This is a genomic window from Candidatus Protofrankia datiscae (assembly GCF_000177615.2).
Classification (GTDB): domain Bacteria; phylum Actinomycetota; class Actinomycetes; order Frankiales; family Frankiaceae; genus Protofrankia; species Protofrankia coriariae.
The window spans coordinates 4,591,876-4,614,448 of the sequence record NC_015656.1; the positions used below are offsets into that span (position 1 = coordinate 4,591,876).

The 22,573-nt window shown below is 71.1% G+C and carries 18 protein-coding genes; 3 read left to right on the top strand and 15 right to left on the bottom strand.

From position 1 onward, the window contains the following. Positions 1-171: 171 nt before the first annotated feature. The 3 genes from FSYMDG_RS19235 to guaB form a co-directional block, all read right to left on the bottom strand. Positions 172-1,362, bottom strand: coding sequence for a hypothetical protein (locus FSYMDG_RS19235; RefSeq protein ID WP_013875060.1), 1,191 nt, complete (start codon positions 1,360-1,362; stop codon positions 172-174). Between the two features lie 221 nt (positions 1,363-1,583). After that, positions 1,584-2,702, bottom strand: coding sequence for a GuaB3 family IMP dehydrogenase-related protein (locus tag FSYMDG_RS19240; protein ID WP_013875061.1), 1,119 nt, complete (start codon positions 2,700-2,702; stop codon positions 1,584-1,586). A 186-nt stretch (positions 2,703-2,888) separates the two neighbouring features. Next, on the bottom strand, positions 2,889-4,439 hold the full coding sequence (gene guaB / locus FSYMDG_RS19245; RefSeq protein WP_013875062.1) for an IMP dehydrogenase: 1,551 nt from the start codon (positions 4,437-4,439) through the stop codon (positions 2,889-2,891). Positions 4,440-5,080: 641 nt separating this feature from the next. Here guaB and FSYMDG_RS19250 point away from each other — a divergent pair. After that, positions 5,081-5,497: a DUF5319 domain-containing protein gene (locus FSYMDG_RS19250; RefSeq protein ID WP_013875063.1), complete on the top strand. Its 417-nt coding sequence runs from the start codon at positions 5,081-5,083 to the stop codon at positions 5,495-5,497. A gap of 334 nt (positions 5,498-5,831) precedes the next feature. Here the strand turns inward: FSYMDG_RS19250 and FSYMDG_RS27615 are convergent, their stop codons facing one another. Beyond that, entirely contained in the window at positions 5,832-7,052 is a 1,221-nt protein-coding gene (locus FSYMDG_RS27615) for a MerR family transcriptional regulator (RefSeq protein ID WP_013875064.1), read from the bottom strand. A gap of 153 nt (positions 7,053-7,205) precedes the next feature. On the opposite strand from FSYMDG_RS27615, the gene FSYMDG_RS24890 reads away from it, so the two are divergent. Next, positions 7,206-7,538 carry a WhiB family transcriptional regulator gene (locus FSYMDG_RS24890; protein WP_013875065.1) on the top strand — a complete coding sequence of 111 codons (333 nt, stop codon included), beginning with the start codon at positions 7,206-7,208 and terminating at the stop codon, positions 7,536-7,538. A 544-nt stretch (positions 7,539-8,082) separates the two neighbouring features. Here the strand turns inward: FSYMDG_RS24890 and groL are convergent. The 11 genes from groL to FSYMDG_RS19315 all read right to left on the bottom strand — a co-directional run bounded on the left by groL (position 8,083) and on the right by FSYMDG_RS19315 (position 20,686). Further along, the gene (gene groL, locus FSYMDG_RS19265; protein WP_013875066.1) at positions 8,083-9,726 is read right to left on the bottom strand and encodes a chaperonin GroEL; all 1,644 of its coding nucleotides are present in this window, start codon (positions 9,724-9,726) and stop codon (positions 8,083-8,085) included. A gap of 342 nt (positions 9,727-10,068) precedes the next feature. Further along, positions 10,069-10,377 carry a co-chaperone GroES gene (gene groES / locus FSYMDG_RS19270; protein WP_043604033.1) on the bottom strand — a complete coding sequence of 103 codons (309 nt, stop codon included), beginning with the start codon at positions 10,375-10,377 and terminating at the stop codon, positions 10,069-10,071. A gap of 218 nt (positions 10,378-10,595) precedes the next feature. After that, a complete protein-coding gene (locus FSYMDG_RS19275; RefSeq protein ID WP_013875068.1) occupies positions 10,596-11,561 on the bottom strand; it encodes a UDP-glucuronic acid decarboxylase family protein in 966 nt (321 codons plus the stop codon). Continuing rightward, complete coding sequence (locus tag FSYMDG_RS19280) at positions 11,558-11,893, bottom strand: hypothetical protein (protein ID WP_237702863.1); 336 nt, start codon at positions 11,891-11,893, stop codon at positions 11,558-11,560. The genes FSYMDG_RS19275 and FSYMDG_RS19280 overlap by 4 nt, the downstream gene beginning before the upstream one ends. Before the next feature lie 167 nt (positions 11,894-12,060). Then, the gene (tsaD, locus tag FSYMDG_RS19285; protein ID WP_013875070.1) at positions 12,061-13,092 is read right to left on the bottom strand and encodes a tRNA (adenosine(37)-N6)-threonylcarbamoyltransferase complex transferase subunit TsaD; all 1,032 of its coding nucleotides are present in this window, start codon (positions 13,090-13,092) and stop codon (positions 12,061-12,063) included. After that, positions 13,089-13,796, bottom strand: a complete 708-nt coding sequence (gene rimI / locus FSYMDG_RS19290) for a ribosomal protein S18-alanine N-acetyltransferase (protein ID WP_013875071.1) — start codon at positions 13,794-13,796, stop codon at positions 13,089-13,091. The genes tsaD and rimI overlap by 4 nt, the downstream gene beginning before the upstream one ends. Before the next feature lie 154 nt (positions 13,797-13,950). Next, positions 13,951-14,886: a tRNA (adenosine(37)-N6)-threonylcarbamoyltransferase complex dimerization subunit type 1 TsaB gene (gene tsaB, locus FSYMDG_RS19295; RefSeq protein WP_013875072.1), complete on the bottom strand. Its 936-nt coding sequence runs from the start codon at positions 14,884-14,886 to the stop codon at positions 13,951-13,953. 119 nt (positions 14,887-15,005) lie between these two features. After that, positions 15,006-15,623, bottom strand: a complete 618-nt coding sequence (gene tsaE, locus FSYMDG_RS30165) for a tRNA (adenosine(37)-N6)-threonylcarbamoyltransferase complex ATPase subunit type 1 TsaE (RefSeq protein ID WP_043607130.1) — start codon at positions 15,621-15,623, stop codon at positions 15,006-15,008. 406 nt (positions 15,624-16,029) lie between these two features. After that, positions 16,030-17,256 carry an alpha/beta fold hydrolase gene (locus tag FSYMDG_RS19305; protein ID WP_013875074.1) on the bottom strand — a complete coding sequence of 409 codons (1,227 nt, stop codon included), beginning with the start codon at positions 17,254-17,256 and terminating at the stop codon, positions 16,030-16,032. Beyond that, the gene (gene alr / locus FSYMDG_RS19310; RefSeq protein ID WP_013875075.1) at positions 17,253-18,581 is read right to left on the bottom strand and encodes an alanine racemase; all 1,329 of its coding nucleotides are present in this window, start codon (positions 18,579-18,581) and stop codon (positions 17,253-17,255) included. The genes FSYMDG_RS19305 and alr overlap by 4 nt, the downstream gene beginning before the upstream one ends. Before the next feature lie 581 nt (positions 18,582-19,162). Beyond that, on the bottom strand, positions 19,163-20,686 hold the full coding sequence (locus FSYMDG_RS19315) for an NAD(P)H-hydrate dehydratase (RefSeq protein WP_013875076.1): 1,524 nt from the start codon (positions 20,684-20,686) through the stop codon (positions 19,163-19,165). A gap of 384 nt (positions 20,687-21,070) precedes the next feature. On the opposite strand from FSYMDG_RS19315, the gene FSYMDG_RS19320 reads away from it, so the two are divergent. After that, entirely contained in the window at positions 21,071-21,616 is a 546-nt protein-coding gene (locus FSYMDG_RS19320) for an SWIM zinc finger family protein (protein WP_013875077.1), read from the top strand. Positions 21,617-22,573 lie beyond the last annotated feature (957 nt).

Sequence of the window (22,573 nt, forward strand, 5' to 3'; positions counted from 1 at the left end):
TCCACCCCGCCGGAGGCTACCTGGATCACCGTCCGCATCGATCAACATCCATCAGAGACGGCCCAGGTGCCCACGAACCAGGCACCCACGAGCCAGGTGCCCACGAAAGCCCGCACGCCATGAAACACTGGAAATATGGACGAATGCAGCCTACACCACAGCTCGCCGTCATCAGACGCTCACGCACTGGTCGGAGATCTCCTGGACGATCCTGGTCGTCTCCGGCGAGTTCACGCTCTTGTTGAACTGTTCGTACTGATCCTGCGGATAGTTGGCCTCCAGCTTCTCCAGCGTGCACGTGCAGTAGGCCTGCAGCCCGTGGCTGACCTGCATGCACTCCCGCAGATAGTCCGCGCGCAGCGCCTCGCTGTACTGTGCGGGCCGGGCGGCCACCGTATCCGGCGAAGCGCCCTCGACGGTGTTGACGGGCGCGTTGGTCACAGCGTCCCCGTCGTCGCCGCCCAGGGCCAGGTAGCCACCGACGCCGACCAGGAGCAGCACCACCACCGCGGCGGCGATCAGCACGCGACGCGGTAACGCCGCGACGGACGACAGGCGCCGGGTCAGCGGCCGGTCCGGCCCCGGGACGGCACTGTCGCCGTCCGCCTCGGGCCGAGGTGTCGATGCCCGGCCACCGGCCCGGCGCTTGCGGTGCTGCCGGTGCGCGCCGGTCGAGGCCCGCGGATGGGATCCCAGGGCGATGGCACCGGTGTCGGTGCCGGGCAGAGCGCCGTCCCGGGCGGGCCCGAGCGCGATGACGTCCACCACACCGAACGGCTCGGACAGCCCTCGGACGCTGGCCCCGGACGGCGCGATCTCCCCTGTGCTCGGGGCGACGACGGTGCCGACGGCCGTTACCGGCCCCGTTCCCGGGTCGGCGGGCCCGAGCGGATAGCTCTGCCAGGCGGCCCCGTGGGCGGCCGCGATGTCCAGCCCACCCGTGTTGGCCAGGATGTCAGCGCCCTGCGACGAGATGTCATCGCCCGGAAGCAGCCAGCTGTCCAACCCACCCGGCTGCGGGAGGTCGACGACCGTCTGCGTGCTCTGCGGGGTGCCGTCCCGCACCGGCCCTGGCCCCGACTCCAAGTGGGCCGCGCCCGGCGACAGCGTCCCGTCCAGGACGGACCAGCCCGACGTGTCCAGCGCCAGATATCCCGGCGCGAACTCCCCGGTCGTGGTGACCGCGGCATCGCCACCGATGGCGGTGCCGCCGGTGACACCGGCATCGCCCGAACCGGTATCGGAACCGGTAATCGTGGACTCGGTGGGATACGCCGCTGACAGCTGCCACGTCTGGGCTGCCTCGTCCCAGACGTACGAACCATCATCGCTGACCCAGCGACCGTGCTCGTCGATGCGCATGTGTCATCCTTCGGACCAGAACAGACGGTTCCAGGGTGCCATGCTGCCCGTAGCGATCTTCACCGGAGGTCGCGAGGATTTTCCAGGTGGGCCCGAAGACGGCCATCATGCCGTCGGAAGCGGACTTCACCCGAATTCGGGACCGGTCCGAAATGTCCATGGTAGTTCGATAGTTCCGACCACCGGTGGACGTCACAGACGCGGGAGAGGCCGGCAGCGGATCAGCAGGGTGACCCGGTGACCAGCACGTCGGCCTTCTGCAGTTCCTTGAGCGTCGCGTAGCCGGTCGTCGCCATCGCGGTCCGCAGCGCCCCGGCGAGGTTGAGCGTGCCGGGGTTCACCGACGCGGGGCCCAGCAGGATCTCCCGCAGCGTTCCGGCGACCGCGACCGGCTCCCAGGTGCCTCGCGGCAGGCGGGAGTGCAGCAGGTCCATGGACCAGTAGCCGCCGCGCCCGGGCGCCTCGGCGGCGGCGGCCAGCGGCTTGTCGAGCATGACCGCGTCGGCCCCGCAGGCGATGGCCTTGGCGATATCCCCGCCGGTGCGCACACCTCCGTGCGCGATGACGTGGACGTACCGGCCGCCGGACTCGTCCAGGTAGCGCATGCGCGCGCCGGCCGCGTCCGCGATCGCGGTTGCCATCGGGACGCCGACCCCGAGCACCGCCCTGGTCGTGTCCGCGCCGCCGGGGCCGACCCCGACGATCACACCGGCGGCCCCGGTGCGCATCAGGTGCAGGGCGGTCGAGAAGGACGCGCAGCCGCCCACCAGCACGGGCACGTCGATCTCGCCGATGAACCGTTTGAGGTTCAGCGGCTCACTCCGTTTCGACTGGTGCTCGGCCGATACCGCCGTCGCGTGGATGACGAGCAGGTCGACCCCGGCCTCGAGCAGGAACGGGTACAGCGTGTCGACCCGTTGCGGGCGCAGCGCGGCGGCCGCGACCACACCGGCGCCCCGGATCTCCGTCAGCCGTTTGACGACCAGTTCGGGCCGGATCGGCGCGGTGTAGAGCTCCCGCAGCCGCCGGCCGGCCGCGTCCGGGCCGAGGGTGGCGATCTCCGCCAGCAGCGGCTCCGGCTCCTCGTGCCGGCTCCACAGCCCTTCGACGTGGACGATGCCGAGGCCGCCGATGTTGCCCAGCTCGACGGCGGTGGCCGGTGAGGTCACCGCGTCCGCGGGCGCGCCCACCACCGGCAGGTCGAAACGGTAGGCGTCGATCTCCCAGGCCAGCGAGACGTCCGCGGGGTCGCGCGTGCGCCTCGACGGCACGATGCCCAGGGCGTCCAGGCCGAAGCCGACCCGACCGCTCTTACCGATACCGATCTCGACCTCAGCCACTGTGTCCTCTCACCGGTGCCACCGGGTCCCTCCACCGGCAACATCCTCCCACCGACGTCATCGGTCCACCGGCGTCATCGATGGCATCCTCCCAGTGGCATCACCGGTGGTGCCCTCCCAGCGGGGCGCAGCCGGCCCGTCCCGAAGGGCGGGACCACCGGCCCGCTCCTCGGGACGGCGCGTGCGTCACCGCGAGTTGTAGTTCGGTGCTTCGACGGTCATCTGGATGTCGTGCGGGTGGCTCTCCTTCAGGCCCGCGGCGGTGATGCGCACGAGCCGGGCGTCCCGTTGCAGGGCGGCGATCGTCGGCGAGCCGGTGTACCCCATGGCCGCCCGCAGGCCGCCGACGAGCTGATGGGCCACCGCGGCCAGCGGCCCCCGGTACGGGACCTGCCCCTCGATGCCCTCCGGCACGAGCTTGTCGTCGGAGAGGACATCGTCCTGGAAGTAGCGGTCCTTCGAGTAGGAGGTGGTGGTGCCCCGGCTGCGCATCGCGCCCAGCGACCCCATCCCGCGGTATGCCTTGTACTGCTTGCCGTTGATGAAGATCAGCTCGCCGGGGCTCTCGTCGACGCCGGCCAGCAGGCTGCCGAGCATCACCGTGTCCGCCCCGACCGCGATCGCCTTGGCGATGTCCCCGGAGTACTGCATCCCACCGTCGCCGATCACCGGGATGCCGTGCTCCCGGGCGACCTGTGCGCACTCGTAGATCGCGGTGATCTGCGGCACGCCGACCCCGGCCACCACCCGCGTGGTGCAGATCGAGCCGGGCCCGACCCCCACCTTGATGGCGTCGGCGCCCGCCTCCACCAGCGCGCGGGCGCCGTCCGCGGTCGCGACGTTGCCGGCGATGACGTCGAGGGGGCTGCCGTCGGCCCTGGTCGGCAGGTCGGCCTTGATGCAGCGCACCATGTCCAGCACCGCCCGGGAATGGCCGTGGGCGGTGTCGACGACCAGGAAGTCGACCGCCGCGCGCACCAGGGCCTGGGCGCGCTTGTAGGCGTCCTCCCCCACCCCGATGGCGGCGCCGACCACCAGCCGGCCGTCGGCGTCCTTGGTCGCCCGCGGGTACTGCTCGCGCTTGGTGAAGTCCTTGACGGTGATCAGACCGCGCAGGCGGCCCCGGTCGTCCACCAGGGGAAGTTTTTCGATCTTGTGCCGCCGCAGCAGAGCCAGCGCGTCGTCGGCCGACACACCCACCGGCGCCGTGACGAGCGGCATCGGCGTCATCACGTCACGCACCGACCGGGAATGGTCCCGCTCGAACCGGATGTCACGGTTGGTCACGATGCCGAGGAGCCGGCCGTCGGACTCGGTCACCGGAACGCCGGATATCCGGTAACGAGCCATCAACTCGTTGGCCTCGTCGATGGTGGCGTCCGGGCCGCAGGTGATCGGAGAGGTGATCATTCCCGATTCGGAACGCTTCACCATGTCGACCTGCTGCGCCTGGTCGTCCACGGAAAGATTCCGGTGCAGCACGCCCACTCCGCCCTGGCGGGCCATCGCGATCGCCATCCGCGACTCGGTGACGGTGTCCATCGCCGAGGACAGCATCGGAATGGCAAGCCGGATATGGCGGGACAACCACGTGGACGTGTCCGCCTCCGACGGCATGATGTCCGATTCCGCCGGGAGCAGCAGTACGTCGTCGAAGGTCAGCCCCAGCGTGGCCAGCTTCGTTGGCAGCACCGACTCCGGATCAGACACGGCCGGCCGGACAATGGGACTGTTCATGACACCTTCCGTTCACCCTTTGTTGTTCGCCGTGCCGGCACCGCACCCGCACGGCACTCCCGACCGCGCCTTCCCAGGCCTTCCCGGCCGTTGCCGTTGCCTTCTCGGCGGCCGTTGCCTTCCCAGCCGCCGTCCGCCCGGCCATAGCTCTCCCGGCCGTCATCTTCTCGGCCTGGCCTTCCCGGCCCTGGCGTGACAGCCCACTCGGCCGCGGCGCCAGCCGGCGTGGCTCGGCTCCGTAGCCCGGCTCCGTGGACCGACCCTGCCGTGGCCGGCCCGTACCGACCGGCTCCCACCAGGCCCCACGCCGCAACCACCGGCGCCGACCCGCAGCGCCGCGACCGGCGCGACCAGCGGGCCGCCCGGAGCGGCAGGCCATCAGTACGAGCTTCAAGCTCTACATGCTAGGCCAAAGAACACTCGATCATGATTTTTCACGTGTCCGAAGACGTCAGGAACGTGCTCCGGCCAAAGGCCGCACGGCCGCGGGCTGCCACACAGCGCACTGATCATTCTTCGGAACCGGCTCGCGATACGGCGTACCCGAAACGGTCCGTAGCCGCGGTAAAGAGGCGATACGGGCACACACCAGCGCCTGGGGTCGCCGATCGGGACCACTAAGGGGCCCAGTCCGGCGTAGCGTGGTCGGCGTGAGCAACGAGCCTCTCGACCCCTTCGGGGGCGACCCCGAGGATCCGACCGCAGAACTCGCCCGTCTGGACCCGGTCGAGGACAGCGATCTGCTGGAGCCTCTGTCGCCGCAGGAACGCGAGGAGGTGCTCGCCGAACTCGGCGATCTCGACGTTTTCCGGACCCTGCTGGAACCCCGCGGCTACCGCGGTCTCGTCGTCGACTGCGAAGGATGCGCGGAACCGCACTTCTTCAGCTGGGATCTTCTCACCGGCAATCTGCGCCATCTGCTCGACGAGGGCCGCACCCGAGTGCACGAACCCGCCTACGCCCCGGATCCCTCCTGCTACGTCAGTTGGGACTACGCGCGCGGCTACGCCGACGGTGTCTACGAGACGAGCGAGGCATCGGAAGCCGACTCCCGCTGACCGCCCCCGCCCCTTCTCCCCTGGCCTTCTTTCGACGCGCTTCCGCCCAGGCATGAGAGCGCTCGCAACGATCTGAGCCTGTCGCTGCCGGAACGGCATCGGATCCGCATCCTTGCTCACGTCTGCCCGCCGTGCCCGCCAACAGCCGGCCCGCCCTCCAAAACCGCCGATCAGAGGACGCGGCAGCGGCAGAACCAGTGGGCGTTCTGCTTCTTCACAACCAGGTCTGCTTCTTCACACCGGGGAAGCGCTTCCTCACCCAGGGAACCGCGTCATTCGTCCCAGGGCCACTTCTCCGTCCCAGGACCGCTTCGTTCGTCCCAGGACCGCTTCTTCATCCCAGGGAAGGAGTGAGGAGATCGAGCGCTTCGGGCAGGGACTGCGCGCAGCGGACCTGCGGCGCGACGATCGCCCCGCGCCAGCCGGGGCCCCCCACCACGATCGACGTCGACGGCCGGGTCGTCGGTAAGTCGCGCCACACCTGAGCGTCCGCCGAGGCTCGGCGCTGGGACCAGAGGAACACCGCGGCCGGACCGGTACGTACGACCGCGGTCCGCAGCGCGGCGGCCGGTACAGCGGCACCGAGGACACGGGCGGGTATCCCCCGTTCGGCCAGCCCGGCCGCGACCGCGTTGAGGGCAAGGCTGTGCCGCTCGTCCGGAGCGCACGCGAGCAGCACCGGACGGGCGTGGGCGTCCATGTCACGGTCTGCCACCCGGCGGAAAACCGTCGCGACGCACTCGCTGAGCAGATGCTCGACGTCGACCGCGTCACCGCGTAGCTCCCATCGTCGGCCGACGGCGGCGAGCACCGGGCACGCCAGGTCCTGCCAGGCCGCGACCACACCGTCGGTCTCGACCGCCTGGGCCAGGATGCGGGTCACCGCGGACGAGTCGAGCGCCATGGCCGCGCGGGCGAGGCCGCGGGCTGCGATGCCGGCACCCGCCAGCGACAGCACCCGGCCACCCGACCCTCTCGCTTCGGCCATGCCCGCCTCGGCCACGCCCGCCTCGGCCACGCGGTCGGACCCGACCAGGTCCGCCACCGGGCCGTCTGCCGCCGGGCCGACAGCATTCGCAGCCGGCCCGGCGATGACGGCGGGCGCGGAGATGTTCCCGACGGTGCCACGGCCGTCGCCGGAGGAGATCGAGATCACGACCGGCCGGCCGGTACGCGGCTGACCGGCTTCCTGGACGTCAGGCCCGTCCGGCTGATCGGCGCCGGCTACGGAACGTGTCTCACTTTCGACCTGTCGCAGTGGCGCCGGCCACCGCGGTTCCGGCAGGTCCTCGGGAAGCGCGCTCCTGGCCATGCGGGCCGCCTCCGCCGGCGCGATCCCGGCCTGGGTGAGACGGCACATGAACTCCAGCCGGGCCAGGTCGTGTGGGTCGTACCTGCGACGGGTACCGGAAACATGGTCGGCCGGACCGAGCCCGTACCGGCGGTTCCAGGTACGCAGGGTCGCGGGCGCGATACCCAGCCGTCGGGCAACCGCGGCGACGGTGTACCGCGGATTGCGCTCCGCCGGGTCCGGGGAGGGGGTCACAGCGCTCATGGTGGCTCTCGGCGACCGTACCCACAACTTGGCGACGAACCGGCTCCGAACGACTACGCGTCGAGTGATTCTCAATGTTGAACAACATATGGCGCGGTACTACGGTGTAGCTGCGGCGCCAGCCGCCCATGGTTGAGAGGGGGGCTCAGGCCGATGACCGACGTCCGACGACTTCCAGGCCCCGGTGCCGAGAAGTGGGAGTGGCAGCTTCACGGCGCCTGCCGTGGGGAGAGCACCGAGCTCTTCTTCCACCCAGAAGGGGAGCGAGGCCCGGCCCGCGCGGCCCGCGAGGCGGCCGCCAAGGCCGTCTGCGCGCGGTGTCCCGTGATCCAGGCATGCGCGGAGCACGCCCTGCAGGCTCGCGAGCCCTACGGGGTGTGGGGCGGGCTCAGCGAATCCGAGCGGGAGGCCATCCTGACCGGCCGAACACGGCGCGGAGCGGGGCGGCACAGTCCGGCCCGCCCGGGGCTCGCCCCGGCGTGCTGAGCATGCCGGGGCATCCGTGATCACAACTGGCACGGCCGGCGCGGCCACGATCACGGTGATCGCCGGGCCGGGCCGGTGCCCGCGGCGTCCGCGCTCTCGTAGCGAGATGTACGGACAAGGCGACCCCACCGAGTGGACCACCCGCGATGTGTGACCACCGCGCCGCGGGGACCCACGGCGAACGCGTCAGAGGCCCGGCAGGACGGTCAGTGTCGTCCTACCGGGCCTCTGACGCGTATTTCACGATGCTGTCTTCGCGGCGTCGCCTCCGGCGTTGCCGTCTGTCTCCGGCGTTCCGTACGCCGGAGACAGACGGTGCCGGGGCATCCAGGCTCCGGGGAGAAGATCCCTGGAGCCTGGGGGTGGGGACAGGCCCCTTACCGACAGGTCCCTTACCGACAGGTCTTTGCCGGTGGTTCCTTTGCCGGTGACTCCCTACCGGTAAGGGACCTGTATCGATCAGAACTCGTACTGGCGGCTGCCCGTACCGCTCAGGCCGTGTGCCCAGCGGAGGCGGCATACGGCCGTGGGCGGTTCCGCACGGTCAGAACGCCGGTCCGTGCGAGTGCGAGTGCCCACCGTGGCTGTGGCCGTGGCCGGCCTCCGCCTCGGGCTTGGCCGGCTTCTCCGTGACCAGGCTCTCGGTCGTGATGAGCAGCGCAGCGATCGACGCGGCGTTCACCACGGCTGACCTGGTCACCTTCACCGGGTCGACCACGCCGTCCGCGATCAGGTTGGTGAACTCGCCGCGAGCGGCGTTGAAACCGCTGCCGACCGGCTGCTCCTTGACCTTGGAGACGATCACTGCACCTTCGTGACCGGCGTTGCGCGCGATCCAGATCAGCGGGGCGTCGAGCGCGTCCCGGACGATGCGCACTCCGGCCAGTTCGTCCCCGGTGCGGCCCAGGCCGTCGGCGAGCGCCGCGGCCGCGTGCACCAGAGCCGACCCGCCACCGGCGACGATGCCCTCCTCCACCGCGGCGCGGGTGGCCGAGACAGCGTCTTCCAGACGGTGCTTCTTCTCCTTGAGCTCGACCTCGGTGGCCGCGCCGACCGTGATCACCGCGACCCCGCCGGCGAGCTTGGCGACCCGCTCCTGCAGCTTCTCGCGGTCCCAGTCCGAGTCGGTGGTCTCGATCTCGCTGTGGAGCTGGCGGACCCGGTCGGCAACGCTCGCCTCGTTACCGAAGCCGTCGATGATGGTCGTGCTGTCCTTGTCGACGACGATCCGGCGAGCCCGGCCGAGGTCGTCCAAGCCGACGGAGTCGACCTTCAGGCCCACCTCGGAGGCGACGACCTGCCCGCCGGTGAGCACGGCGATGTCCTGCAGGATCGCCTTGCGCCGGTCGCCGAAACCGGGGGCCTTGACCGCGACGACCTGGAAGGTCTTGCGGACGGCGTTGACGACCAGGGTCGACAGCGCCTCACCCTCGACGTCCTCGGCGATGATCAACAGCGGCTTGCGGGCCTCCACCACCTTCTCGAGCAGCGGGAGGATGTCGCTCAGCACGCTGATCTTGCCGGGATACAGCAGCACGTAGGCGTCCTCGAGGACGGCCTCCATGCGGTCGGCGTCACTGACGAAGTACGGGGAGATGTAGCCCTTGTCGAACTGCAGCCCCTCGGTGAGCTCGAGTTCCAGGCCCAGGGTCTGGCTCTCCTCGACGGTGATCACACCGTCCTTGCCGATCCGGTCGATCGCCTCGGCGATCAGCTCGCCGACCTTCGTGTCCTGCGCCGAGATGGCGGCGACGTGGGCGATGACCTCTTTCGAGTCGACCTCGATGGCCTGCTCCAGCAGGGCCTTCGAGACGGCCTCGACAGCGGCCTCGATACCGATCTTAAGCGCCAGCGGCGGCGCCCCGGCCACCACCTGGCGCAGACCGCTGCGGACCAGCGCCTGCGCGAGGACGGTGGCGGTGGTGGTGCCGTCGCCGGCGACGTCGTTGGTCTTGGTGGCGACTTCCTTGGCGAGCTGCGCACCCAGGTTCTCGTTGGGGTCGGTCAGCTCGACCTCACGCGCGATCGTCACCCCGTCATTGGTGATCGTCGGCGCGCCGTAGGACTTGTCGATGACGACGTTGCGGCCACGCGGGCCGATCGTCACCTTCACAGCGTCCGCGAGGGCGTCCACACCATGTTCAAGGGCATGGCGGGCGTCCTCGCCGAACGACAGGATCTTGGGCATTTAGGTGGTCCTCCCGAACCGGCTCAGGGCGTGCCCTGGAATCCCTTCGGGCCCCCGGGCACGCGCGGAAAGCCGTGATCGTGCACCCTGGTGGCCCTGGGCCGGGTCCGGTGGATCGTCAGATCGCGCGAATCGGCGCCTGGACGACAGCCGTCCGCATCGACCGATGCCCACCGGGCACGGCCCGATGGCGAGCGGGCGTGTTTCGCCGATCCGGACGAACAGCTGCATACAGATGCATATGGACGAATACGGACGGGTACAGCTGTGCATATCGTCCGAATATCGCCCGGGTGCCGTCCGGGCTGGCGAAACACGCCCTTGAGGATCCTTGCCGGATACCTACTTCTCGATGATCGCCAGAACGTCGCGAGCGGAGAGAACCAGGTACTCTTCGCCGGCGTACTTGACCTCGGTGCCGCCATACTTGCTGTACAGCACGACATCGCCGACCTTGACGTCGAGCGGGACCCGCTTGCCATCCTCGAAACGGCCTGGGCCCACCGCGAGGACAGTGCCCTCCTGCGGCTTCTCCTTGGCCGTGTCCGGGATCACAATGCCCGACGCGGTGGTCTGCTCGGCATCGGACGGCTGTACGACAATGCGATCTTCGAGCGGCTTGATCGCAACCTTGGTGGCGGTCGTCACGATCGACCTCCCCCTTCCTGCGCTGGATGAGAGAGCGACCCTGGCGGCCTGCCGTCGCGGGTGAACAGGCGCCTGTCGTCGCTGGCACTCTCACGTGCCGAGTGCCAACTTAGCACCCGTCCCGCCCACGTCAACCAACACGGCCAGAACTGTCAAGAGCGGCCCGCGCGACGACGGGGCAGCAGCGGGGCAGCGGTCCCGCCAACCTGGCCGGGGTTCCGTCAGCCTGGTCGGTCGACGTCCGGGCGGGCGACGTCCGGATGCTCACGGAACCAGGAGACCGTGCTGTCGAGCCCGCTGCGCAGGTCGACGGCAGGCTCCCAGCCCAGGATCCGCCGGGCCAGGGAGATGTCGGGCTGACGGACCGTCGGATCGTCCTCGGGACGAGGAACGAACGTGATGGGAGACTCGCTCTTGACCACCTCGCGGACCAGCTGCGCGAGCTCAAGAATGGGCAGCTCGTGCGGATTACCGATGTTCATCGGGCCGGGATGACCGGAAAACGTCATCCGCACGATTCCCTCCACCAGGTCGTCGACATATATGATCGACCGGGTCTGACTTCCGTCACCGGCGACGGTGATGGGTTCACCGCGCAGTGCCTGGGTCGCGAAGGTGGGAATCGCCCGGCCGTCGTTGGGGCGCATCCGCGGCCCATGGGTATTGAAGATCCGGATAATTCCGGCATCCACGCCGTGACTGCGCCGGTAGGCCATGGTGAGCGCCTCGCCGAACCTTTTCGCCTCGTCGTACACGCCCCGCGGCCCCACCGGGTTGACATGGCCCCAGTAGTCCTCCGACTGCGGATGGATCTGCGGATCCCCATAGACCTCCGAGGTGGACGCCAGCACGAACCGCGCCCGTTTCTCCTTGGCGAGACCGAGAGCGTGCAGGGTGCCGATCGAACCGACCTTCAGGGTGTGAATCGGTAGATTCAGGTAGTCAATGGGGCTCGCCGGTGACGCAAAATGCAGCACATAGTCGACCGAGCCAGCAATATGAACATAATCAGTCACATCACAGCGGACGAGTCGGAAGTGCTCGTGCCCGGTCAGATGCGCGACATTCGCCGGGGTCCCGGTGATGAAGTTGTCCAGGCAGACGACCGCATGACCCTCGTCGAGCAGCCGTTCGCACAGGTGTGATCCCAGAAAGCCGGCACCGCCGGTGACAACGCTTCTTTTCATCGGTCTCCCCACCGGTCACTGATATCCGGTCCGGGTGACGATACGCGCTCAAAGTCCCATGCCTGTCCCGAACGCGCGAGCAGCCCCGATGGAATGTTCGCGACAACGGACGCGTGATCACGCCGCGTCGCGCCACCGGCCTCCACCGGAGCAGCCGCCGAGGGCCCGGTCCCGAACGGGTGGAAAAGGACCACCACGACGTCGCTGTTGTCGCCGACCCCCCGGTAGATCTCCGCCGCGGTACCCGCCAGGGCCTGACCGAGCCAGCCCACCAGCTCGTCCACCCGCCCTGGCGCCGCCCGCGCCTCCCACATACGCGTCACACCAGCCACAGCATCCATCTTCGACCAGAGCGGCGTGTGACCGAAAACACCAACCAGGCAACCGTCCGCCACCATGCTCTGTCCGCGCTCTGTCCGCGCCGATCCGCGACCCTGGCAGGCGTCCGCGTCTCCCCTCTCCCGCAGGCAACAGTCACGTCACGCGGGAAGCGGCCCGGTCAGAACGGGAGGGTCGAGGAGGCGGGGATGTCCAGGGGGGACGGGGGCACACCAGCCTCGACCTGGAGGGAGCCGAGGGCCGCGACCATCGCGCCGTTGTCGGTGCACAGCCCGGGCCGGGGTACCCGCAGCGTGATGCCGGCGGCCTCGCAGCGGGCCTCCGCCAGGGCCCGCAGCCGGCTGTTCGCCGCCACCCCGCCGCCGACCACCAGCGTGTCCACGCCGTGGGCCCGGCAGGCCGCGACCGACTTCGCGGTCAGCACGTCCACGACCGCCTCCTGGAAGGACGCGGCGACGTCGGCGACGGGCACCGGCTCACCGGCCCGCCCCCGCGCCTCCACCCACCGGGCCACCGCCGTCTTCAGCCCGCTGAAGGAGAAGTCGAAGGTGCCGTCGGCCGCCTTGGCACGCGGGAAGGGGATCGTCGGGCTGCCGTCGCGAGCCGCCCGGTCGATGGGCGGGCCGCCCGGGAACGGCATGCCCAGCAGCCGGGCGACCTTGTCGTACGCCTCACCGGCGGCGTCGTCGACGGTCGCTCCGAGCGAGTTCACCTCGCCGCGGGCGAGATCCGGGACGAGCAGCAGCGACGAGTGCCCGCCGGAGACCAGCAGCGCGATCGACGGCCCTGGCAGCGGCCCGTGCTCAAGGGTGTCGACCGCCACGTGCGCGGCCAGATGATGGACGCCGTGGAGCGGGACGCCGAGCGCGAGCGCGTACGCCTTGGCCGCCGCCACCCCGACCAGCAGCGCACCGGCGAGGCCAGGACCGGCGGTGACCGCGACCGCGTCCACGTCGCGGTGGCGCAGCCCCGCCTGGGACAGCGCCCGGTCCACCGTGGGCACCATCGCCTCGAGGTGTGCGCGGGCGGCGATCTCGGGGATGACCCCGCCGTAACGGGCGTGCTCGTCGACGGAGGAGGCGAGCGTGTCCGCGAGCAGCACCCCGCCGCGGACCAGGCCCACCCCGGTCTCGTCGCAGGAGGTCTCGATCCCCAGCACCAGCGGCGCGTCCCCGGCGCGGCGCCCGCTCACCTCGACACCGCCTGCTCGGCCGCGTCCAACATCCTGCCGTAGTCACCGGTGTGTATTCGGTCGGCCGACATCACGTAGGCGTCGGCCCCGGACGGCTGGTAGTAGCCCCTGCGTACCCCGAGCTCGACGAACCCCAGCCGCCGGTACAGAGACTGGGCCACGGCGTTGTCGGTGCGTACCTCCAGCTCGCAGCGGCGGGCGTCCCGGGTGCGGGCGTGGCGCAGCAGCGCGACCAGCAGCCGGGTGGCGACACCGCGGCCACGGGCGTCCGCGGCGACCCCGAGGGTCTGTATGTAGGACTCGTCGTCGTGTACCGCGAGCCCTCCATAACCGATGATCTGGTCGTCGCGGACGGCGGTCAGATAGTGCCGCGCCGCGCCCTGGGCCAGCTCGGACCAGAACAGCTCGGGCGTCCACGCGTCCTCGGCGAAGATCTTCCGTTCCAGGACGACGATGTCGCCAAGATGCCACCAGCGCAGTGGCTCGAACACGACCTGGCCGACCTGACCGCGCCGAACAGCGTCCGCGGCGGGAGCGGCGCCGTTCCCGGGGACGGAGACATCCCCAGGAACGCCGTCTGCGTCCCGGGGGGCGGCCACGTCACGCGGGCTTCTCGCGTCCAGACGAACATCGTCGGTGATGGGAACGTTGTTCCCGGTCTGCTGAAGATTGTCCGTGTCATCCGGCGGAATGGGGGAATTCACGATCGCTCTCCGGGTGGGGCCCAGGTGAGGGCACTCCGATGATCGGACAGCCGGTGCGTCAGGACAGCCGTACACGCTCGATGATCCTTCATGTCACATGACCACCGCGCACGGCCGCTCCTCATCCGGGCGTTCGGATGCCTCGCCCGGGCACTCATACGGCGACCGCCTTTGGCGGGTGTGGCTCGGCCGCGTCCGGCCGGCGCAGGTACAGCGGGACCAGCGGTGCTGGCGGCCGGCGGGCGAGAACGTCGGCGGCGGCCAACCGGGCGAGAACGACCGGCGAGGGGTAGCCGGGATCGGCCGTTCGCGGCGGCCCGGGAGTCTGGCCCGGGCCCGCGCCGCTCCGCGTTCCGGAGCCTGTACCAGCGCGTGTATCCGGGCCCGCGCCGGTCCGTGCGCCCGTTGCGGAGGCCGGAGCGGAAGCCGGAGTGGAGGCCGGCCACGGATGCGGGCCGGGGCCTGCGAGGTCGGCGAACACGTCCGGGTACAGCGCCGCTCCCGGGCCGACCAGCCGGCTGGCGGACATCTCGCGCAGCGCGTCGACGACGGCCCGCGGCCGGTCCACGAAGGGCCCAGCGACGCGTGCGCCGTCCGCGTAGACCGCCCAGTAGACCTCACGGCGTCGCGCGTCGGTCGCCACGGCCACCCGGCCCGTGAGGCCGGCGCCGACACCGTCGAGCGAACAGATGCCATAGGCGGGCTTACCGAGAGCGTCCGCGAATGCCCCCGCGGTCACCACCCCCACCCGCAGGCTCGTGAACGGGCCGGGCCCGAGGCCCACCACCACGCCGTCGAGATCGGCGGGACGTACCGCCGCCTCGTCGAGAACCTCCCGGACCAGCGGTACGAGCAGTTCGGCATGCCGTCGCGGATCGACGACCTGGCGCGCCGCCCGGCCCGTCACGACGACGGCCTGCCCTCCCACGACCGCCCTCGCCTCGGACCCGTCGGCCTCGGTCACCGCGGGCTGTCCGGCCGTGGCCGGCGTGGCTGCCGCGTCCGACAAGCCGGGCGGGTACCCGTGAGCTACGTCGACGAGCGCGACGGAGCAGGCGGGTGTCGCCGTGTCAAGAGCGATGAGCAGCACGTCCGCCAGCCTAGCTGGTCACCAACCGCGAAATCACTCCATGATCCATCATGGACGGCTCGGCTCCGGCCGGTGCGGCGAGGCCGGCAGAGCCGACGAAGTCGGCGGAACCGGCGGGCTCACTGCCGTCCCGCCGACGATGGCAACGGCACCAACAACGACAGGCGCCGCGGCCAGTCCCCGCCGCTGCCAGCCATGCGGATCACGCGCTGTCCCCCGGCATCGGGCACCCCACCCGTATCAGCGGCGCCGGCGGCCTCCGCGCTGGCCGGGGCACCCACGCTGTCACCGGCGTCCGCGCTGATGGAGGCGTCACTGACGGAGGTGTCCGTGGCGGTGGGAGACGCCGGTGCCGCGTCCTCGGGACGGGCGATCTCCACCCGTAGATGTGTGCCGGCCAGCCCCTCCACCAGGCCCGAGCCCCATTCGACCACGGTCACGGACCGTTCGACGTCGGCATCGAGATCGATGTCCTCGACCTCGGCGAGCCCGCCCAGGCGGTAGGCATCCACATGCACCAGGGGCACCCGGCCGCCCCGGTGCACCCGGGCGATCACGAAGGTTGGGGAGGTGACCGCCCCGGCAACGCCCAGGCCCGCGGCAACACCTTGGACGAACACGGTCTTGCCGGCGCCGAGCGGCCCGGCGAGGATCACGAGGTCGCCCGCGCGCAGCACGGCGGCCAGCCGCCTGCCGACCTCGCGGGTGTCATCGGCCTCCTCGGCCTCGACCACCAGCCCGCCTCCCCTGCTCCTGGCCCTGGCCACAACAACGCCGGCGCGCGGGGAGGCACGAGGGGGCAGGGGTGTATCCGGGCCACTCACAACATCCACCTCACGAGATCACGCTCACACCTGTCGCACGCATGCCGTCACATCCAGGCCATCACGTTCAGGCCGTCATGTTCACGCCCTCGGGCCACAACTTCGTCCCCACGGACGCTGGTGGGCGATACCTGCCGTCCATGTCCTGTCCGGCTCCGTTCACACCAGAGGCTGTCGTACCGGTGGTGTCGCCGCCGCGGCGGGTCCGTGTCCCGTCCCGCTCACACCCCACGACGCACAGGCGTCGACATCAAGGGCTGGTCAGGGCCGCCGGACGGCGTCGCCGCTGTCGTACCCACGGGCGTCGGCCGCGGAGTACTCATGCGCGGATGTCGTCTGTCCCGTGGTCCCGGGGAGCGGGCACGATCGGGTTGTCCGGGTGCGGCCGACGTACCCTCGCCCGCTGGATGAGGGTACGCAGCGCCGCGTTGACCTCGTCCGGGCGCTCCAGGAGGACGCTGTGGCCGGCGTTGGGCACGACCACCAGGTCCGCCTCGGGGAGCGCTGCGGCGAGCGTACGGCTGTGTTCCACCGGGGTCATCACATCGGCGTCACCGACGAGGATCAGTGTCGGCGTCGTCACCAGCACCGCCGCGGCAAGCAGCTTGTTGTGAGAGACCAGCGCGGGTAAGAAGGCCGCGACCACGTGCAGCGGCGTGGCGGTCACCATCTTCTCCAGGAGCGACACCACGGCCGGTTCCACCTCGCTCGAGCCGAAGCCGACCCGGCGGGTGATGACCCAGGCCAGGTCACCGCTGTGGCGGCGGCCCCGTTCCAGCAGCGACGGGGCGTAGCGCATGCCGATCGCGAGGCCGGGCAGGCAGGCGCGCAGCGCCAGCGTGGCCGTCGCGGGCAGACCGAAGGTGACCGTCGCCAGGCTACCGGCGCTGGTCGACACGAGGGCAACCCCGACGATCCGGTCCTCGAACAGTTCCGGGTGGGCGTCGGCCAACGCGAGGATCGTCATCCCGCCCATCGAGTGCCCGACGAGCACCACCGGGCCGGTCGGCACCACCTCGCCAAGCACCCGGTACAGATCGTCACCAAGCTGGTCGATCGTGCACCCCGCGAGCTCCGAGGAGCCCGATGCGCCGTGTGCCCGCTGGTCGTAGAACACCAGCCGACCGCAGTCGGCTAAGTCCCGGCGTTGGAACGTCCAGCAGTCGAGGCTGACACAGAAGCCGTGCACGAACACGATGGTGAGCGGTGCGTCGGCGTCGCCGACGATCTCCACGTGTAACGGCACCCCGTCAGAGGTGATCACCGTGGTCGGCCGTCCGCCGACCGGGTCGACCGGCTCCTCCTCGGCCGCGCCGGCCCGCTCGGCACGGATACGCGCCAGCCGCCGTTCCGCCGCCGTGCCTATGACGGCCGCCGTGACCAGGCCCGTGACCCCCGCCGCCCGGGCCGCCCGCGTCCAGGTGATGGCACGGCTCACCCGGACGACACCGCCGCCGATACCGAGGAGCCGATCGGCCACCGTGGCCCGTGCGGCGCCGCCCGCACCGCCCGCTTTCACACCGTCTGTTTCCAGGGAAGCGCTCATGACGGGAGCCATCCTGGCGCTGACGGGCCGGCACCGGGAAGGCCTGGACCGGACGAACCAGCGCCGGACAGACCGGCATCAGACGGGCCGACAGCGGCCGGCGCGCTGCCGGCCATTCCGGGAGCGGGCCGGGCGGCGCCCGGCCCGCCTGGGGCCTGCCGGCCGGTGCCCCGCGGCCCGTCGGAGGCGTTCAGGTGGACGCGGGGCACCCGGACACCGACCCTGGTGACGATCTCGTAGTTGATCGTGCCGAGGGCGTCCGCCCAGTCCTGTGCGGTGGGTTCGCCGTGCTCCCCCGACCCGAACAGGATCACCTGGTCGCCGGCCTGGACCGGATCATCGCCGACGTCGACCACGAACTGGTCCATGCAGACGGTTCCGGCTATCCGCCGGCGTCGGCCCGCGAGCAGCACCTCGGCGGTGTTGCCGGCCGCCCGCGGGACGCCGTCGGCGTACCCGAGCGGTACCAGTCCAAGGGTCGACGCCACGGCGGTGGTGTACCGGTGGGCGTAGGACACCCCGCTGCCCGCCGGTACCCGTTTGGCCAGCGCGAGCCGGGCGGTCAACGTCATGGCCGGACGCAGGCCCAGGGCCGCGGGCGAACCGACCTGCGGCCCTGGCGACAGCCCGTACACGGATATTCCCGGACGTACCATGTCGAAACGGGCATCCGGGCTGACCAGCGTCGCCGCCGAATTGGCCAGATGACGCACCTGCGGACGCAGACCGGTCTTCTCGGCGATGGTGACCGCGTCGGCGAAACGCCCGATCTGGCCGCGGACGGTCGGATGGCCGGGCGAGTCGGCGAAGGCCAGATGGCTCCACACGCCAGTCACTTCGATCAGGTCCTCGGCGGCCAGCGCCGCCGCCGCGTCGCACAGGGATGGCCAGTCCGCCTCGGTGGCGCCGCCTCGGCCCAGGCCGGTGTCGGCCTTGAGGTGGACGCGGGCTCGCCGGCCGGTGTGTCGGGCAGCCGCGGCGATCTCCGCCAGCATCCAGGGAGCCGACGCGGAGAGGTCGATGTCGGCGGCGAGCGCGTCGGCGAGCGGTTCTCCCGGGGCGGTGAGCCAGGCGAAGACCGGGACAGTGAAACCGGCGGCACGCAACGCGAGCCCCTCTTCGATGACGGCGACCCCGAGCCAACTCGCGCCCGCCTCCACAGCGGCGCGTGCGCACGCGGACATCCCGTGCCCGTAGCCGTCGCTCTTCACCACCGCCATGGTCGCGGCGTTCCCGGCGCGGGCGACCAGGGTCGCCACCGACGCACGGACCGCGTCCAGGTCCACGATGGCGCAGGCGCGCAAACCTTCACTCTGCGTTGTCATCCGGAGCCTTCCTGACCTGTTCGGCCAGTTGTGTCGACCCGTGTCGGGATGTCGTGGCGCGCCGCACTTCGACGGTAACAAGATCGTCGGAGTCGCCGGTGCCCGAGCGGGAGACCCTGAGATCATTTCACCTCACCTCGTCACGGCCGGTGGACCGTGGCGTGCTGCGACGGCCGGGCCCGGCCGGGATGTCAGCGCCGGGATGTCGATGACAGCACAGCCGACGGTGCCCTGCCGAGGCCGCCGGCCGGGGCTGTGGACAACAGCCGGTTGTCCACAGGTGCGCCGCGGGGCTGGCGCACCGGGGACACGGAGCGCACCGTCGGGGTATCGCCCTGGGCTGTTCACCCCGGCGACGACAGACAGCACGATCACGCTTTTCCGCGCCCGGGATCCCCGCGGCCACAGGCTGCCTCCCGGTGCTCCGGCGGCCGGTCCGTCACGCCGCGGACGCCAGGCCACGAGGCCCAGGCAACCGGAAGCCGCCGATCACTAACAACTGATCACTAACAGGAGGAGCCGTGCGACAGACAGGACAACGGACGCAAGGAGCCACGACTGTCGATGTCGGCCCCCGGCCGTCACCGCGTCCGGCGCTGCCGCAGCAGCGCGGGCAGGTCGGACGCCGCCAGCGGACGGCCCGCGCGCGAGGCCGCCCGGCCGTGCAGATGGGCGCCCACGCTGCCAGCGTCCAGCGCATCGAGGCCACCGGCGAGCAACGAGCCGCACAGGCCGGTCAGGACGTCCCCGCTGCCGGCCGTGGCAAGCCATGGCGTGCCCGTGGTGTTCACCCGTGCCAGCCCGTCCCGGTCGACGATCAGGGTGCGATTGCCCTTCAGCAGAACGGTCGCGCCGAGTTCGGCAGCGCAGCGGCGCACCACCGCGAGCCGGTCCGCGGCCAGTTCGCCCACGGTCGTCTCCGTGTTCCAGCCGAGTGCCGCCACGAGCCGGACGAACTCGCCTTCGTGCGGTGTGAGCAGGGTCGGCGCGGCGCGCTCCCGCAGCGCGCGAGCGTATCCGGCATCCTGGGCCAGCACGCCCAGAGCGCCGGCGTCGAGCAGCAGGGGAACGTCGGCGGTCAGCAGGGCGGCCACGATCCGGGCGGTGTGCCCGTCCGCGGGCAGCCCCGAACCAACGGCCCACACCTGTACCCGCCCGGCCGCGAGGACGGCGTCGGCGTCACCGGGGTCGATCTCGGTGACGACCGCTTCGGGATGCGCCCTGCGTACGTGGTCGGCGGCCACCCGGGTGCTGACCACCCGCAGGTAGCCCGCGGCCGCGCGCAGCGCCCCGCCGGTGGCGAGCACGGCCGCACCCGGGTAGCTGTCACTGCCCGCGACCAGGCCCAGCACCCCGCGGGTGTACTTGGAGTCCGTCGACGCGGGGACGGGCAGGAGGAGGTCCGCGTCTGCGTCGTCCAGCGCGACAAGGTCCGCGGCCGGGAGGGTGAGACCGATGTCGACCAGTTCCACCTCGCCCGCGTGCTCCGCCCCGGCCCCGACCAGCAGGCCACGCTTGTAGGTGCCGAAGGTCACCGTGCTGCTCGCGTGGATCGCCGGGCCGACCACCGCCCCGGTGTCGCTGTCCACCCCGCTCGGGACGTCCACGGCGACGGTCCGTTCCCGGGGGGCGCGTACCGCCAGCCAGGCGTACCCCGGCCGCAGACCGCCCTTGCCACCGATACCGAGCAGACCGTCAAGGACGAGGTCGGCCGTGGCGAGCAGCCGTGCGGCCGTGTCGTCACCGGCCGGTGTCCCAGGCCCCGGCGGCTGCCCGTCAGCCGGCTCGGGGCCGGGCACCGTGTGCAGGCGGCCACCCGCGGCGAGCAGCGCCGCCGTCCCGGCGGGATGCGTCCGGCCCGGGGCGAGCGCGTCCACCCGGGCGCCCCGGGCGGCCAGCCGCGCGCCCGCCCACAGCGCGTCGCCGCCGTTGTCGCCGCCACCGGCCAGCACAACGACCCGGGCGCCGTACACTCGCCCGAGTCGGCGGGCCGCGTGGGACAGCAGCCCGTGCACGGCCCGCTGCATCAGCAGGCCCGGGGGCAGGCTGGCGAGCAGCCGCGCCTCGGCCTGACGGACCTGAGCGACGGTGTGCGCAGACCTCATGCCGCCATGCTCTCGTCTTTCCCGGCGGGCCGTCCCGCCCGTCCCCTCGATGCCCACGGACAACCGGCCGGTACCCACGCGGAGACGATGGTCCTCGGCAGACGGCCAGCGGCCACGTCGCAGCGCTTGTGGTCAGCTTTCCGCGGCAACGGGCGCCACGGCCGTGCGCCCGAGCCTGCCAGGCACGGGCACGGCGGCGGCTCGTGCCACGGCCGGTCACCGGTCGCGGCTGTGGCGCGAGCGCACGGCCGTCGCGGGATCACGTCGTCCGTGCGCCGCGACAGTGGACCGGGCCGACCGCCAGGGCCGCGCACCAGGGCCGTGAGCTGTGGCCGACCGCCAGGGCCGCGTACCCGCAGACGGCATGTCTCGTAGAATTACCCGATGATCGTCAACCAGTCGGGGCCAAACGGACATGACGACATCGCCATCACACCGTTGCATGCAGTCTTCGACGAGGACGAGTGCGCGCGCCTTGCGGGCCTGGGCGAGTTCACCCGCGGCGTCGCCCTCGCGTTGCAGGGACGGGTCGGCGACCTGAGAATCCGGCCGAGCAGCGCGTCCGGCACCGTGGACGGCGACCAGCTCACCCACACCCAGCTCTCGGTGATCGACGGAACACCGGGCTCGACCTGCACCTGTCCGACCGGCGCCGTCGAACAGTTCTGCGCGCACGCCGTCGCGCTGGCGCTGGTGGCCACGGGCGCCATCGACCCCGACGAGGACAGCGACGACGGCTTCTACGACGCCGACGGCCAGCCCATCGACCTGCGTGACTTCCTCGAGAGCCTGGACGGGCCGGCACTGGTCGACCTGGTGGTCGACCAGTGCCGCCGTCAACGACGTCCTGGCCATGGATCTGCGCGAGGCCGCGGCACGCTGGCGGCGTCCGCATCCGATCGGATGAGTCCCGGTCCCGACCCGGCCTGAACCGAGCCCAGCGGCCACGGGCTGTAGTGCGTCCCTCGACGTCCACCGACAGAGACATCCACGCGGGAGGCCTACCAGACGACCAGAAGGGATGTTTCCTCCCGACAGCCCACCGCCGCCGGTAGCGGCCTGTCGCCGCGGACGCGGGGTCACGGCGCCCGCGGCGACGGTCGACAGTCCCGTCGGATACGGGACCTGGACCGCCAGGGCGGGGCGTGCACGAACGGGCGGACGATCCAGCCATACGATCCCGATGATCATCGGCTGGCCGGACCACCCGTGGACACGCCCGCGGTACGGACGGCGACAGCGGCCGGTGGTCAACCGTGGGCCACACGCCCGCGGCTGACCGTGGTCGGCGGGTCAGCAGCGGCGCGATCATGTTCTTCCCGCGCCCGGCGAGCCCGTCGGATCGGCTTTACCGGCCGGGCGGGCTCGAGAACCAGTCCAGTCATCCGCGGGAGCTGGGCCGCCCGAATCGCTCGCGGGAGCCGGTGCATCTGATTTTGTTCCGGTTCTGTTCCCCTTACGGCCCTCGGGCGGCGCTCCTCATGCCCGGGGAGCCGACCGGCCCGTCCGTGAGCCTGGAGAAAGTTTCTTAGCCGGCATTGACTCAGGTCAACAGAAGAACGCCAGCCAGCCGGATTTGTCGCCGATTTCACTCCGAAAACCAAATATTCGACAACTTGTCATGCTGCTCCCGACGATCCCTCGATGAATCCTCAACAGGACCCCGTAGATCAGCGGAGCGGATCCGTGGAACAGATCGGTGGCGAGGCCTCGGCGCAGCGACCCCGACGCAGCGAGCCCAACGGAGATATACCGTTCACCACCTGGATGAACCAGGGCCGGCACATCCGCCCCACCACCTTATCCGCCCACCATCGGGCGACAGGCCCGGCCGGCACGAACAAAGCCTGGTCAGCGCGGATACGCGACGAGCTGGGAACGGAAGCT

Bases quoted from the DNA above. Each gene is read 5' to 3' on its own strand.
- FSYMDG_RS19235 (WP_013875060.1), bottom strand. From the start codon at position 1,362: ATGCGCATCGACGAGCACGGTCGCTGGGTCAGCGATGATGGTTCGTAC.
- guaB (WP_013875062.1), bottom strand. From the start codon at position 4,439: ATGAACAGTCCCATTGTCCGGCCGGCCGTGTCTGATCCGGAGTCGGTG.
- FSYMDG_RS27615 (WP_013875064.1), bottom strand. From the start codon at position 7,052: ATGAGCGCTGTGACCCCCTCCCCGGACCCGGCGGAGCGCAATCCGCGG.
- FSYMDG_RS24890 (WP_013875065.1), top strand. From the start codon at position 7,206: ATGACCGACGTCCGACGACTTCCAGGCCCCGGTGCCGAGAAGTGGGAG.
- groL (WP_013875066.1), bottom strand. From the start codon at position 9,726: ATGCCCAAGATCCTGTCGTTCGGCGAGGACGCCCGCCATGCCCTTGAA.
- FSYMDG_RS19275 (WP_013875068.1), bottom strand. From the start codon at position 11,561: ATGAAAAGAAGCGTTGTCACCGGCGGTGCCGGCTTTCTGGGATCACAC.
- FSYMDG_RS19305 (WP_013875074.1), bottom strand. From the start codon at position 17,256: ATGAGCGCTTCCCTGGAAACAGACGGTGTGAAAGCGGGCGGTGCGGGC.
- alr (WP_013875075.1), bottom strand. From the start codon at position 18,581: ATGACAACGCAGAGTGAAGGTTTGCGCGCCTGCGCCATCGTGGACCTG.
- FSYMDG_RS19315 (WP_013875076.1), bottom strand. From the start codon at position 20,686: ATGAGGTCTGCGCACACCGTCGCTCAGGTCCGTCAGGCCGAGGCGCGG.
- FSYMDG_RS19320 (WP_013875077.1), top strand. From the start codon at position 21,071: ATGATCGTCAACCAGTCGGGGCCAAACGGACATGACGACATCGCCATC.